This is a genomic window from Rhodococcus baikonurensis (genome assembly GCF_040489275.1).
In the GTDB taxonomy this organism is placed as follows: domain Bacteria; phylum Actinomycetota; class Actinomycetes; order Mycobacteriales; family Mycobacteriaceae; genus Rhodococcus_F; species Rhodococcus_F baikonurensis.
Genome location: NZ_JBEUOQ010000009.1, coordinates 80,024 through 93,668, shown reverse-complemented (window position 1 = coordinate 93,668; position 13,645 = coordinate 80,024). Strand labels below are relative to the sequence as shown.

Here is a 13,645-nt window from a genome sequence, read left to right as displayed (position 1 = left end):
CCATAACGACAGTCGTTTTCATTAATAGTGACATGCTCATCTGTGCGGGTGAGGGTCGGACCGCAGAGCGCTCGCCCATGCGAAGAGTGCCCCGACCAGCGCAAAGATGCACGCAACAAGGTAAGCGGTGCCGATGTCCCACCGTCCGGCAATTACCCCGGCAATCAAGGCACCCACCGGCGAACCACCCCAGGCGACCATCCGCGCCGTGGTGTTCACCCGGCCCTGAAGGCGATCCGGCGTCAGGCGTTGCCGTGCACCGATCCCATTGAGGATGGTGACAGTCGCACAGCCGGAGTAGACGGCCAGAGCAGTGATCGCGGAGGCGGTGTTGCTGGTTGTCGCAACTACGAACAGCACCGCCGGGGCGATGGTCAACGCACCGATCGTGATCGCCCCTACCGGCCACCGCGCCGGTAGGCGCGGGAGCAAGACTGCGCCCACCACACCACCGACGGAGACTGCTGTCCACACGGCCCCGATCATCGGACTCGACGTCGAAATCCCCAGCCTCTCGGTCGCGTACACCACCAGGAGCGCCGTGACAGCGCCCTGCGTCAGCGAATTGACGAAGCCGACGCCGGTCAAGGCTCGCAGGAGCGGAGACTGCCAGAGAAAGCTGAGGCCTTCGCGTATGTCACGCGCAATTCCAGGTTCCGACTTCTTCGGCACCGCAGGGGTAATCGAAAACGAGGCTCCGATCGACGCCATGGCCAGTCCGGCCAATACATAGGCCAGCGCATCAGCACCCAATGCGTAGGCCGGGCCGATCGATGCCACGAGCACTCCGGCAATCGCCGGAAAGGCAACATCGATCAGCGTGCCGGCCGTCCACAGCGCACTGTTGGCGGCCGGTATCCTCTGCCGACCGACCAGAGCAGGCAGCGCTCCGAAAGCTGCAGCGTCGAACCACACGAAACACGTTCCGATGCACATCGATACGCCGACGGCATGCCACGCGGTCAAGACACCAAGCGCCTGGGCCACCGGAACACTCGCCAAGGCAAGAGCAGCTGCGGCCTGCGCACACAGGATGACCGTGCGCCGATCGACTCGGTCTGCCACCGCGCCGGCGAACAAACCGAACACGAGGTACGGCAGAACCGTCCCAGCGGCCGCGAGCGAGGTGAGAAACGGAGACCGACTGATGTCGAACACCAGGATCGGCATGGCCACTCCGGTCACCGCCGCACCGGCCACGGCAATCGTGCGGGCGGTGAAGAACAATCGAAACGATCTGTCCCGAAACACATGTGGTTGCGCTTCGACGGATCCCGTCGTCGGGGTCTCGCTCATGTATGCACTCTCTTGTACCTGTTGCTCTCCGTCGCGATCTTTCGTACGGTGGCATCGTAATGGAAATGGTTTCCATTACGGAAGGGATGACAATGAGCAACATTTCGTTCGACAGCGTCTCCAACTCGGCTCCGGCCAATGCACTCCAGGGCGTCGGCACCAATGCCCTCGTCGACAACCCGTTCACTTTCGAGCCGGTTGCCGAGGCTACGTCAGCACACGCTCTGCAGGGTGTGGGTACCAACGCTCTCGTCGACAACCCTTTCAGCTTCCAGAGCTGAAACCTTCCTTGATCCAGCCTGTTTCGACAGTCTGATCTGCTGATGACCCCGCCCGCATCCGACTCGTCGGGTGCGGGCCTCGACAAGGAGATCCGTGTACGCCCTCGCCGACGGACACCAGCTGTACCCGACCCCGGACGGTTCTTGGCACTACCTGACACCGGACGAGAACGCAGTCACGATCGGTGCGCCTGCCGAAAATCTCGCGGAACTCGACAGCTTCCTCCGACGGTCGAACTCGCCGCTCGGCGCGGGATCGATCGAGATCGCCGACGCCCTCCTCGCACGCGGCGTGCTGGTTGTTCCAGGTGAAGTACCGGAGATTCCAGTCCTCCGACATGTACTGGTCGACGGAACCGGGCCCGTTGCCGATGCCTGCATCGCCCTGCTCTCCGAAGCTCTTCCGGATCTCGAAGTCATATTCACCACTGCGCCAATCGAAGACGACGTTGCGGCATCGGACCTCGTACTGTCGGTTGCCGACGCTCCCCCTCACGACGCGTGGTCGGAACTCGATACCTGGTGCCGCCGCAGCCGAACTCCGTGGCAACGCGTCCACTCCGAGCTGGGCGAGATATACATAGGCCCCTTCTTCGACGGAATCGACAGCTCGAGCTACCGGGACGTCTGCGGACGACGGCTTGCCGCGTCGCGTGTACCGGATCATCTGCAGGCACTGTGGAAACACCTCGCCGGCAGCGACCGCCGTCCGCTTGAACTTTCGCCCACCGCAGCCGCAATGGTCAGTGCACTTGCATGTTCGGTCGTCGTGGCTGGTTCCTACGGCGCACCGCAATCACACCTTCACCACCAGATCCGGATGAATCCACGAACCCTCATGACGACTCGCCATCCCGTGTTACCACTGCCAGGCGGCGTTCTCGACCCTTTGCCGACGCTCCGGTGATCTCCCTCGGTGTCGAGGTTCCGGCCGCTGACGGTTCTCTGCTCGCTACGGATGTGCTTCTCCCATCAGAGTCTTCACCTCGAGGGCTGATCGTGATCCGCACCCCGTACGGGCGTGGGTGGCATCTGGCCGAGGGAATCGAATGGCGATCGCGAGGAATTGCGTTCCTCTGTCAGGACGTGCGTGGGCGGCACGATTCCACCGGCTCTTGGGAACCGTACGTCCACGAGCGAGAGGACGGCGCCGCCCTGGCCGAGTGGCTGCAGGATCAGCCTTGGACGCCGAAGTGCGTCATCGCCAGCGGGGCTTCGTACGCGGCAGGAACCGCCTGGGCATTTGCTGCCGAGACCAACAGCGCCGATCGGTCATTTCGCGTTGACGCCGTCGTCTCCAAAGTGCCGACCATCGGAAGCGATCGAGTCAAACGTGATCCGTCGGGGATACTTCTCCTCGCCGAGCATCTGGCGTGGTGGGGCGAGCACGGAGATTCCTCGTCCTCCCGTGAGGGATTCATCCCGGCTCTGATGCGCTCGGATTCAGCTTTGCTGGAACATCTCCCGGCGCAGTCGATGATCGAGAAGGTCGGCCTGACCTCCGATTCGCCGGGTTGGGTGACGCCGATCAACCGGGCTCGTGAACGCCAGCCGTACGGCAGCGACGATCTCGTCTCCGCGGACGACCTGTCCGAACTCGATGTCGCCGGATTACACATCGGAGGTTGGGACGACGCGATGATCCGGGAGACGCTGAGACACTACGCATCCGTGGAGCGCGGACCACAAAGTTTGATCGTGGGCCCCTGGGCGCATGACCTCCGCCCCGGAATGGTCGGCGAGACAAGTTTCGGCCACCTTCAGGTCGAGTGGATGGAATCGATATTCTCGGCGCGGCCCGCGACCATCAATCGGGTGTTCGACCGGGGTGCCGGCGAATGGTCGACCGAACCGTATGTCATGGGCGCGAATCGCGTTCGTCTCGAACCAGATCCGGGGACGGCACCTTTCAGCTTCACGCACCACGCGGACGAGGGCCGAAACGACTGTGTTGTCTGGACTTTCGACATGGAGGTCGAGTGTGTGCTGTCGGGAACGCCTTCGGCGGAGTTGACAGTGCATTCGCCCGAGGGCGAAGCCGACTGGATCGTCGAGCTGAGCATCGTCGACAGCGCCGGAGTCAGCAGGTCGATCGCTCGTGGGGCCGGCGTCAGCCTTTGCTCCGGCACGTTGACCATAGATCTCGATCCCGTGTTGCACACCCTGCGTCCCGGTGACGTTCTGTCACTGCAGATCGCCGGCTCGGACTTCCCCCGCCTCGCACGCAATCTGGGAGACGGCGATCGCTATCGGGGAACCCGCTGTACCGCACTGCACCAATCATTTTCCGGGTCGTTGACCCTGCCGATACTCGGAGGAACTGACGGTGAATGACTTGCTCGTCGACGCCCGGAGCGGCGTACTGACCTCACTCGACCCCCACATTCGCTCCGACATGCCGACGGGTTGGGTCGGGTGGGCCGCGAGGGTGGCCGATACCCGCAACTTCGGCGGCAGCAGACGGTTCCGCGCCGACCCTTACGGATTCGGGGCTTCGATACGCGACGACGCCGCGGCCCGCGGCGCGGCAACCGGTGAGGCCGTCGAGCGGTATTGCGGCAACGTGATCCCCGAAGATCTGGTCCGCAGCAGCGCGTCGGCGCTGGAGCGGTCCGGTGCACGGGTCGTCGATCCGGCGAGTTTCGCGCTGTACAGCGAGGACCAGTACCGCCTTGCCGGGTTCCCCTTTGTTCCCTTCACCTCTGCCCTGGATATTCGCTGGGCACTCGGTCACACCATGGACGAGAAAGTGCCCACCTATGTGCCTGCAGCCCTGACGTATCTCGGGTACTACACAGGCGCCCGTCGCGGAGAACCACCGATCGCATCGTTGCAGTACGCCGGAATCGCTGCGGGGCGCTCACGCGCCGAGGCCGAGATGTCAGCTCTGCTGGAACTTCTCGAACGCGATGCCACCGCACTGTGGTGGTGCGGAGACCGGTCACTGCCGGCAGTCGAACTCGCCGACTGGGAGCGGTTGCCCGCGCACCGACAGCTCGGAGATCTGGAGAGCGACACTCGACGCGTCAGAGTGCTGCTGCTTCCCTCCCCCTTCGGCATTCCCGTCGCCGCAGTGTGGATCAGGGACGACCGACGTGGACTGGTCGCCCTGGGCACGGCTTGTCGACCGACCGTGGAAGCTGCAGTATCGAAGGCCCTTGTCGAGGCGTACGCCGTACTGGCCATCACGATCGACCTCGCCGACCCCGACGGACCGACCTGGCGCAGCGTGGCGGACGGAACGCTGCCCGCGCACCTGTACAAACCCTTTCGGACCGACCGTCGTTACCGAGACGAATTCGAGGCGCGATGGAAGGACGTCGTCGATCTGCCGACCGTCGCCCAGCTGTATCTCGACCCCGTGATGGCCGAGGCAGCGGAAGAGCATCTTTTCGACTACACCGAAACACGCTCGGTATCAGAGATTCCCGACGAGGCGCCGTTGAATCTGAATTCTCTGATTGCTCTCCTGACGTCCCGAGGGCACCAGCCGATTTCCGTCGATCTCACCACTCGCGACATCTCGATCGCCGGGTTACACGTCGTCCGTGTCCACTCGCCCGGCCTGTACAACAATGCCCCGGCAGCTTTTCCCCTTCTTGGAGGTAGCAGATTGACCAGCGCATCGACCACCCATCTGCATCTGCCGGTCCCTCTCGCATGAGGTCGTTGCTCGTCGACCGCCGAACCGGGATCATTCGAGAGTTGGTCGACGCCGTTGTTCCCCAGCACTTTCCGCCGGAGTTCAAGCTGATTCACTCGTATGTCTCCGACTCGGCACGCTTCTCACCCTGGTCCAGCGACTCGGCGGGTGCCGGATACTGCTTCGATCTCGGTGACCGTGCGCGACCTACCGCTGCCGCAATAGGTGAAGCGGTGGAACGATATTGCGGGAACATCGTCGCCAAACCGATCGTCCGCGGATCAGCCGAGACGGTGATCGGCGCAAGCATCGACCTGTCACGACTCGCGCGTTTCGGCGCCACCCAGTACGCGCAGCCACGGTTCCCGTTCGTCGAACCAACCGACGATCTGGAGATGGACTGGACTCTCGGAGTCGACCTGATCACGGGTTCGGATATCTGGGTGCCGGCCGAACTCGTCTGGGGTTCCTATCCTCATTTCGTCGCCCGGACGGGCCCGGCGATCTCACCGGTGGCTCAGGCGGGTCTCGCCGCCGGTCCCACGACGAGGTTCGCGATACGGAATGCACTGCGCGAGATAGTCGAGCGCGACGCGATGACGCTCTCCTGGACCGGAAGGCGCGGCGTTCGGATCGTCACCGGGATGCCAGAGCAGCTCCTTCGACTGGGCAATCACGAAACCCTGTCGACTAGATGGCTGGCATTCGAGAGTGATTTCGGGATCCCGGTACTCGGCGCCCTCGTCCGCGACCACCGCACCGGATACTCCACCATGGGAACCGCCTGCCACGAGGACGCACAGACCGCTGCGTTCAAGTCGCTCGGCGAAGCGCTTCAGCTGCAACTTCTTTCCGCCGACTACGACGACCCGGAGAGCGGCATCGGTCGAGCCGCAGCCTCCCCGAACAGCCCGCTTGCGCCGTGGCGAGCCGATCGACGCTACGCGGACGTCTACCGATCGGACTTTGCCGACGTCATGGACTACGGATGCCACTTGCAACTCCACCTGGACCCGGAGATCCAAACACGATTCGAGAGTGAGCTGGCAGGTGCCGTCGACGGCGAGGTGGAACTCGACTCTCTGACGTCACCCATCGACACCGAAAGCGCACTGACAGGCTCGGGTTTCAGGCCGGCATGGGTCGACCTCACCACTACTGATGTTCTCCGAACTGGCCTGCATGTCGTCCGCGTCGTCGTACCCGGTTGTCTCACCAATGCGGCCGCCGGATTGCCGTTTCTCGGATCGCCGCGACTAGTCGACAGTCTTGCCGGACATCCGTCTCGCACCATCCCATTGCCGCACTGACAGTTCGTTCAGGCCGTGATGGCGTGGGCTCACGGTTCCGGCAACGGAAGGATGCCGAGATTGGCGTCGAGACCCCCGTCGACGACGAGCGTCGTACCGGTGATGTAGCTCGCCGCGGGGGACGCGAGGAACCAGATCGCCTCCGCCTGCTCGACAGGTTCGGCGAATCGGCCCAGAGGAATTCGTCGTTCGATTGCCGCCAGCAGTGTCGGATCGGAAGTGACGTTCGCAGTGATCCCGGTCCGGGTCAGACCCGGCGCGAGGGCGTTGATCCGAACGCCGACCCCGGCATAGTCGATTGCGAAGGCGCGCACCAGATTCACGAGAGCGCCTTTGGTGGCGTTGTAGGCCCAGTTACCGGGATCACCCCGCAGACCGGCGACGGACGCGGTGAAGACGGCAGAGCCCTGGCTTGCGCGTAGGGCCGGAATCGCGGCCCGCAGTCCGTGGATGGGACCCCGAAGATTGACGCCGATGATGCGGTCGGCATTCTCGATGGCACGGGGAGACTCGAGCGGAGGTGTGCCCCCAGTCCCGGCATTGAGGACGGCAGTGTCGAGTCGGCCGAAGTGTTCGAGTGCGGCATCGACAGCCGCCTTGTTGACCTGCTCCTCGGTGACACTACCGACTACCGTGACCACGCCGTCGAGTCGATTCAGAGATTCCAGCCCACGTTCGGAGACGTCGACGGCCACCACGGCATGCCCACGCGAGGCGAACAGTTCGACGGTGGCCTTACCGATTCCCGATGCGGCTCCGGTGACCAGAGCGACCCGGCGTGTATCGGCGGACGGTGTACTCATGATGAGCCTTTCTACAGGTGAATTCGAGCGGGATCAGCGCGATTGAGTTCGACGTGCGTTCGACCACCACTCCGTTCTTCCTCACTGAAACGCGGGAGCCGATCCGAGTGACTCGACAGGGTCGAGTATCAAGTCATTTGGATCATGATGGTTTGAACTATGTTGCGCTGCAACTGAAACCATAGATCACAGTCGGCAACTCCCGCACCCTCGACGTCGAACCGGGGCGTTCCGACGGCCTGCCTACAGTCTCGATCGGGTGGGCGAACTTCCGGAATCGGAAGACTTCGGACTCGAACTGGTGGCACGACGGTGGATTACCGTTCGCTGCTCGCACCCACCCATTGCCGCACCGACAGTTCGGGAACCGCAGCTTGCAACGACTCGGCGGTCTCCAGCGAGTGAAACCACGTCGGCTTCGAAATCGCGGCGCCTTCAAGCACCTGCACTGCGCGCGCGGCGATTGCTGCCGTCGCGGCCGACTGGCCACGCCCCGAAACCCACAGTGCCGGGCCCGTATCCGTTCGAGCCATCGCTACCCAACGATCCGAACCCCACAGCTTCTTCGGCACCACCTTCTGGAGAGCGGGCGCCCACGTCATGGCGGCAAGCCCAAGCGTCGCGGTGGACGTGTCCAATCGCAGGTACGTCCGCACCGGTACGCCAAGGTCGCGCGTCAGGGCATGTTGGTCCGAAAAATCGGCCCGCACAGCAGGGCCGGTGCGGTAGCCGGTCGCATCGGCCGGCATTCGAAAGCTCTTCATTCCGGTGTAGTTCCGGATCGATCGCCCGCCGGGATCGGGAAAACTCGTGCCCAACATCCCGTACGTCCACGCCGTCGCGGCCGGTCCGTGTAGTTCTCCTCCGCCGAGGCCGATCATGATGTCCACGGGTCCGTCGCCGAGTCGATGCGCCTCGGCGGCAAGGACACTGGTCAATCCGGGCGCCAACCCGACGCCCATCAGGACAGGTCCGTCGACCGCTTCCAGTTCTTCGCAGTAGTTCGAGGTCGCGGTGACGTCGACGAATGCCGCCCCACTGCGTACCGCTTCTTCTGCCAGGCGAAGGTCCTCGAAACCCGAGGCATTCACCACGACATCGAAGTCTCGAACCACAGCCGAATACGCGCCGGGCTCTTTAAGATCAACGACGACGTCAGCGCGAGCACGATCGCGCCCGGCGGAGTACGCGGAGATTTCGGGGACCTTCGCGAGTTGTTTCATCAGGGGAACCCCGACGGCACCGTAGCCACCGAGTACCAGAACCTTCGTCATTATTTCGCCTCCCGAGTCGCTAGAGTTCGACTCTAGAGTTAAACTCTAATCATGACTGAGGTACTTCGGGAAGACACGTCGGCGCGGCGCAAGATCATCGAGGCAGCGCGCGAAGTTTTTGTCGATCCCGGCTACGCGGCCGCCACGATCAAGCAGCTCGCCGCGGCGGCGGGCGTGTCGGTGCAGAGTGTCTATTTCGTGTTCGGCAACAAGCCGAGCGTGCTGTCAGCACTGCTCGACGTGGCCGTTGCGGGCGACGAGGAAAAGACGGCCACTCTCGACCGTCCGTGGGTGGCGGCAGCGCTCGGCGCCCCACATCCACTCGGGCAACTCCGGATTCAGGTTCACCACGGACGGCTCATTCTGGAGCGCACCGCGGACATCCTGTTGGCCCTGCGGGCCGCTGCTTCCGCGGACGAGGACGCCGCCCGGTTGTGGCAAATCAACCGCACTCAACGACGCACGGTTCAGGAACATCTGATGGTGGGCATCGTCGAAAAAGCACCGACCGTCGACCTCGAAACAGCCGTCAACGTGGCACTCACGCTACTCAGCCCCGAGACGTACACCGACCTCGTGGTCGGCGCAGGTTGGACCGGCCAACAGTACGAAGAATGGGTGGTCAACACCCTTGCTGCAACCCTCGGCCTGGACCGGACGGTCAAATCCCGAAAATAACCGGGTCTACTTGGTGGGCTTGTCGTCGATGTGCCGCGGGTTGTTCCACAGGCGCTCCGTCAGATCGTGGAGGACGGCAAGCGTGATCGTGTCGTCGTCCCGTCGGAGCAGCGACTGACTGACCGTCGCCCGCACCAACGTGCTGTCCGAGTGCACGAACTCCTTGACCGAACCCGGCTCGGAACTCAGTTCACGATGAGCCTGCTCGGCACTGACGTCGTCGGCATCCTTGTCGTAGAGGATGTCCTGCAAACGCAACGCCGAGACGGCCTTCTTGGGATATCCCAGCATGTCAGCGAAGGACGGATTGGCAAAAACGATGCTGCCGTCGCGGTGAACGGCCATGACCGGCACCGGAAGCCTGTCGAGGAGAATCAGGGCAGGCATCTGCTCCAGATCCGCGATCGGCGATTGTGGCGGCTGCGCAACGTTGCGGCGGCGTTCCATAACACGTCCTCTCAAGTTGCCCGAGTCGACAACAGTCTAACTGCCCAGCAAATCGCGGGTTGACTTCCCGCCCGGATGCAGTGACGAATGCCCGAATCGTGCCCGCCTGAGTCACGCCGCGAGCGCCTCCTGATCCTCCGTCAAGGAACCGTCAACAACACGATAGACAGTATCCATCCGAGACAGGTGACTTCGGTCGTGTGTCACGAGAAGGGTTGCCGCCTCGTGTTCCCGCACCACCCCGATGATCAGATCCATGACAGCGGCACCGCGCTCCTGATCGAGCGCGCTGGTGGGCTCGTCCACCACCAGCAGCTGCGGATCGTTCATCAATGCCCGCGCGAGATTGACCCGCTGTCGCTGTCCGCCCGACAGCTGGGACGGCCGTTTTCCGCTCTGATCCGCGAGCCCGACAGCGTCCAGCAAATCCATCGCTTTTGATTTCACGTCTGTGCGGCGGGCCCGCGAGGTGAACACGGACTGCCCAAGATGCGCCATCACCTCGAGCTGTTCCAGAGCCGTCAGCGACGACACGAGATTGGACTGCTGGAAGACGATCCCGATCGACGAGCGTCGCAGTTCCGACGCCGCCCGCCGACTCAGCGCTGCAATGTCGGTGCTGCCTTCCGGCGTCCGGAGATAGACGTGCCCGGAATCCGGACGGATCAGGGTCGACGCCACTGACAACAGGCTGGACTTGCCCGAACCCGAGGGTCCGGTGATCGCGGCGATCTCGCCGCGGTGCAGCCGCAGAGACACGTCGTCCAGCGCCGTCACCCGCGATTGCCCGTCGGGAAACGTCAGATCGACGTTCTGGATGTCGAGAACTGTGGTGCCGGTTGTCATGGTCATCGTGCGCTCCCCAATGCTGTGAGTGGATCGGTGGTCGAGAGGAATCGAAGTGCAAAGGCCGCGCCGAGCAGACCGAGTCCGATCAATGCCACGGCAGGTACGACGGTGGTGGATGCGTCCAGCACAAACGGCATGGCGTCACCGATCAGCGAGCCGGCCACGGCCGTCAGCCCGATTCCGACGGTGACGCCGGCAATCAGGACGATGAGGGCCTGACCCAGTGCGTCGCGTACCAGAGAACCGGTGGTTGCGCCGAGCGCTTTCAACGTCGCGATGTCCGGGGTTCGCTGGATCGTCCACACCGTGAAGAACGCACCGATCACCAGGGCCGAGATCGCGAACAACATGAGCGTCATCAGGGTCAACGACCCGTTCTCCGATTTGTACGAACCGATCGCGTCAAGCGAACCGCTGACCGTCGTCGACGTCGTCGCGGCTGACTTGTCCGTTGCGGAAGCGTCGGAGGCTCCGCTGACAGCCAGTACTGTCGCAACTCCGCCGCGTGGATTGGCCGCCTGCCAGTCATCGAGCGTCATCCAGACGACAGGCGAATGGCTGTACCAGTCGTCGCCGCGAACGTCACTGACGGTGAACTGCTGCGTACCGACGCTCACCTGGTCGCCGGCGGCCGCCCCCAGATCGCGGGCGGCACCTTCGCTCAACACCACCGTGCCTGACGCCGACGGCGTTACGTCACCGAAACCGCCGTCAGCACCGAACAGGGCCACCGACTTCTGATTTCCGTCGGCCAATCCTGCCTTGCCGCGGCCGATTCCGACGGGATCGACGTCCTTCGCGGCGCCGGCCCAGGCGTTGACCTGGTCCTGCGTGAGCGCCGACTCGTCGAACGACGCCCCAGCTCCGGTGTCGGCAAACACCACCGTGTCGGCATTCATGGCCTCGATGGCCGACACGTTCTGATGGCGAAGTCCTGCAGTCAACCCACTGAGAAAACTGACCAGAAGTGCAACCAACAGAACCACGACGGAGATCAGCGCGAAACGACCTCGCGCTGCCCGTAAGTCCCTCATTGCGACAAACACTGTGAATTCCTTTCCTGTGCTTGCCTCTACGCTCTCGCGGATGCAGACTCTTTCCATCGCACCTCGGATCGACATTCCAGCGCTCGAAAGAACCATCCCGGTTTACAACTTTTGATGGATGAACCAGGCCCGAACCTCGCTAAGCTGGGCGAGATGCACCGATCTCCGCTCACGCCTGTCTTCGCCGGCTTACAACTGGGCCTGCATGTCCTTGTCATGGCGCTGGCCGGTGTGGTGTTTCTTCGAGCGCTGATCGACGAATCCGACCTGACCGCGACAATCACCGCGTTGGCCGTGATCTTTGTTGCCGTCTATCTGTTCGGAGTCGCCAAAAGGCTGCGCGGCAACGCTGCCCGCTGGTGGCTAGCGGTGCTGACCCTCGTCTGGATCGCGACGATGGCGGTATCCGCCGACGCCGCCTACCTCGCGTTCGGACTTTTCTTCCTCTATCTCCATATTCTGCGACGCCCCTGGAGCCTGCTAGCCGTCACCGCGGCAACAGCTGTCGCCGTGATCGGCACCGGGCTGCATCGTGGATGGACGATCGCCGGCGCCGTCGGCCCGATCATCGGCGCCGCCGTGGCGGTTGCCATCGGTCTCGGCTATCAAGCGCTGTACCGCGAGGCAGCCGAGCGCGGTCGTCTCATCGACGAATTGATGAACACCCGTGAAGAATTGGCGTCGACGTCTCGCGATGCCGGAAAATTCGCGGAACGCGAAAGACTCGCGGCCGAGATTCACGACACCGTAGCCCAAGGACTTTCGAGCATCCAGATGCTCCTTCACGCTGCCGAACGCGCCGATCCGGAGAGCCCGGCCATCCGTCAGATCAGCCTCGCACGGGAAACCGCTGCGGACAGTCTTGCCGAAACCCGCCAACTCATAGCCGAATTGACACCCGCGGCCCTGGACGGTCAATCGCTCGCCGATGCGCTTCGTCGAATCTGCGAACGCGCGAGCAGTCCTGAACTGGAAGCGCGCTCCGTGGTCGAAGGTGAGGCAATCCGGCTGCCGATGCCCCTCGAAGCAACACTGGTGCGCATCGCGCAGGGTGCGGTGTCCAATGTTCTCCGCCATGCAAATGCAACCAGAATGGCTGTGACACTGACCTATTCCGACAACACAGTCAGCCTCGACGTGGTCGACAACGGCCGCGGCTTCGACGTGAAAGTCCTCGACCGTGGACCGGCGGAATCTTTTGGCCTCAACGCAATTCGACGACGCGTCGAGTTGCAGGGCGGAACGTTCTCCATCGAGTCCGAGCCGGGACACACCGCCGTCGCGGTGACGTTTCCCCTCGAAACCGGTGAACAGTGATCCGCCTGCTGCTCGCCGACGATCACGCGATCGTGCGCGCCGGGCTACGAGCGCTGCTCGAAAGCGAATCCGACATCGAGGTGGTCGGCGAAGCAGGGACCGCCGAGGAAGCCATAGCCTTCTGCGCCACCACGCCGGTCGACCTCGTGCTCATGGACCTGCGGTTCGGGCCAGGCAAGACGGGGGTCGACGCCACCCGCGCGGTATGCGCGCTGCCGAATCCGCCGCACGTACTCGTCGTGACCAACTACGACACGGACGCGGACATCTTGAGCGCCGTCGAAGCCGGAGCCAGCGGCTATCTGCTCAAGGACACTCCACCGGTCGAGCTGCTGTCGGCCGTCCGCGCCGCCGCAAGCGGGGACAGCGTTCTCTCCCCCGCCATCGCGTCGAAGCTCATGACTCGCGTCCGTAAGCCCGAAACCAGCCTCAGCCCAAGAGAAATCGAGGTGCTGAAGCTGGTGGCGGCGGGACGCTCCAACCGCGAGATCGGTAAAGAACTGTTCCTGAGCGAGACCACAGTCAAATCGCATCTGGTCCACATCTTCGGCAAGTTGGGCGTGAAGTCGCGGACGTCGGCGGTAGCTCGTGCACGGGAGTTGGGTTCGATCTGACGTTTGTCCGACTTGTCGAAAGTAGCTGTACAGCAGCAATTTTCGATTTCGATTCCCTTGTGTTCGAATCTTTGTTCGAATATGATT

The 13,645-nt window shown here is 63.2% G+C and carries 14 protein-coding genes; 8 read left to right on the top strand and 6 right to left on the bottom strand.

Annotated features, from left to right (window positions below):
* Positions 1-36: 36 nt before the first annotated feature.
* Positions 37-1,296, bottom strand: a complete 1,260-nt coding sequence (locus ABWI03_RS21000; protein ID WP_298774583.1) for an MFS transporter — start codon at positions 1,294-1,296, stop codon at positions 37-39.
* 92 nt (positions 1,297-1,388) lie between these two features.
* On the opposite strand from ABWI03_RS21000, the gene ABWI03_RS20995 reads away from it, so the two are divergent.
* The 5 genes from ABWI03_RS20995 (at position 1,389) to ABWI03_RS20975 (ending at position 6,530) form a co-directional block, all read left to right on the top strand.
* Positions 1,389-1,577, top strand: coding sequence for a streptamidine-related RiPP repeat protein (locus ABWI03_RS20995; RefSeq protein ID WP_003943543.1), 189 nt, complete (start codon positions 1,389-1,391; stop codon positions 1,575-1,577).
* A gap of 94 nt (positions 1,578-1,671) precedes the next feature.
* The gene (locus ABWI03_RS20990) at positions 1,672-2,484 is read left to right on the top strand and encodes a hypothetical protein (RefSeq protein WP_298774586.1); all 813 of its coding nucleotides are present in this window, start codon (positions 1,672-1,674) and stop codon (positions 2,482-2,484) included.
* Complete coding sequence (locus tag ABWI03_RS20985) at positions 2,481-3,911, top strand: CocE/NonD family hydrolase (RefSeq protein ID WP_298774587.1); 1,431 nt, start codon at positions 2,481-2,483, stop codon at positions 3,909-3,911. The genes ABWI03_RS20990 and ABWI03_RS20985 overlap by 4 nt, the downstream gene beginning before the upstream one ends.
* Positions 3,904-5,241 (top strand): YcaO-like family protein, encoded by a 1,338-nt coding sequence (locus ABWI03_RS20980; protein ID WP_298774589.1) that lies wholly within the window; start codon positions 3,904-3,906, stop codon positions 5,239-5,241. The genes ABWI03_RS20985 and ABWI03_RS20980 overlap by 8 nt, the downstream gene beginning before the upstream one ends.
* Positions 5,238-6,530, top strand: coding sequence for a YcaO-like family protein (locus ABWI03_RS20975; RefSeq protein ID WP_298774591.1), 1,293 nt, complete (start codon positions 5,238-5,240; stop codon positions 6,528-6,530). Before ABWI03_RS20980 ends, ABWI03_RS20975 begins: the two co-directional genes overlap by 4 nt.
* A 29-nt stretch (positions 6,531-6,559) precedes the next feature.
* On the opposite strand, the gene ABWI03_RS20970 is transcribed toward ABWI03_RS20975, so the two are convergent.
* On the bottom strand, positions 6,560-7,333 hold the full coding sequence (locus ABWI03_RS20970) for an SDR family NAD(P)-dependent oxidoreductase (protein WP_298774594.1): 774 nt from the start codon (positions 7,331-7,333) through the stop codon (positions 6,560-6,562).
* A 317-nt stretch (positions 7,334-7,650) separates the two neighbouring features.
* Entirely contained in the window at positions 7,651-8,607 is a 957-nt protein-coding gene (locus ABWI03_RS20965) for a saccharopine dehydrogenase family protein (protein WP_298774595.1), read from the bottom strand.
* Between the two features lie 51 nt (positions 8,608-8,658).
* Between ABWI03_RS20965 and ABWI03_RS20960 the strand changes: the two genes are divergently transcribed.
* Complete coding sequence (locus tag ABWI03_RS20960) at positions 8,659-9,285, top strand: TetR/AcrR family transcriptional regulator (RefSeq protein ID WP_003943606.1); 627 nt, start codon at positions 8,659-8,661, stop codon at positions 9,283-9,285.
* Positions 9,286-9,291: 6 nt separating this feature from the next.
* On the opposite strand, the gene ABWI03_RS20955 is transcribed toward ABWI03_RS20960, so the two are convergent.
* The 3 genes from ABWI03_RS20955 to ABWI03_RS20945 all read right to left on the bottom strand — a co-directional run bounded on the left by ABWI03_RS20955 (position 9,292) and on the right by ABWI03_RS20945 (position 11,627).
* The gene (locus ABWI03_RS20955; RefSeq protein WP_003943598.1) at positions 9,292-9,732 is read right to left on the bottom strand and encodes a PAS domain S-box protein; all 441 of its coding nucleotides are present in this window, start codon (positions 9,730-9,732) and stop codon (positions 9,292-9,294) included.
* Positions 9,733-9,843: 111 nt separating this feature from the next.
* A complete protein-coding gene (locus tag ABWI03_RS20950; protein ID WP_435054148.1) occupies positions 9,844-10,578 on the bottom strand; it encodes an ABC transporter ATP-binding protein in 735 nt (244 codons plus the stop codon).
* A 2-nt stretch (positions 10,579-10,580) separates the two neighbouring features.
* Complete coding sequence (locus ABWI03_RS20945) at positions 10,581-11,627, bottom strand: ABC transporter permease (protein ID WP_235170943.1); 1,047 nt, start codon at positions 11,625-11,627, stop codon at positions 10,581-10,583.
* 114 nt (positions 11,628-11,741) lie between these two features.
* Between ABWI03_RS20945 and ABWI03_RS20940 the strand changes: the two genes are divergently transcribed.
* Both ABWI03_RS20940 and ABWI03_RS20935 read left to right on the top strand, forming a co-directional pair.
* The gene (locus ABWI03_RS20940; protein ID WP_296554476.1) at positions 11,742-12,944 is read left to right on the top strand and encodes a sensor histidine kinase; all 1,203 of its coding nucleotides are present in this window, start codon (positions 11,742-11,744) and stop codon (positions 12,942-12,944) included.
* Entirely contained in the window at positions 12,941-13,558 is a 618-nt protein-coding gene (locus tag ABWI03_RS20935; RefSeq protein ID WP_019746299.1) for a response regulator, read from the top strand. The genes ABWI03_RS20940 and ABWI03_RS20935 overlap by 4 nt, the downstream gene beginning before the upstream one ends.
* Positions 13,559-13,645: the final 87 nt, after the last annotated feature.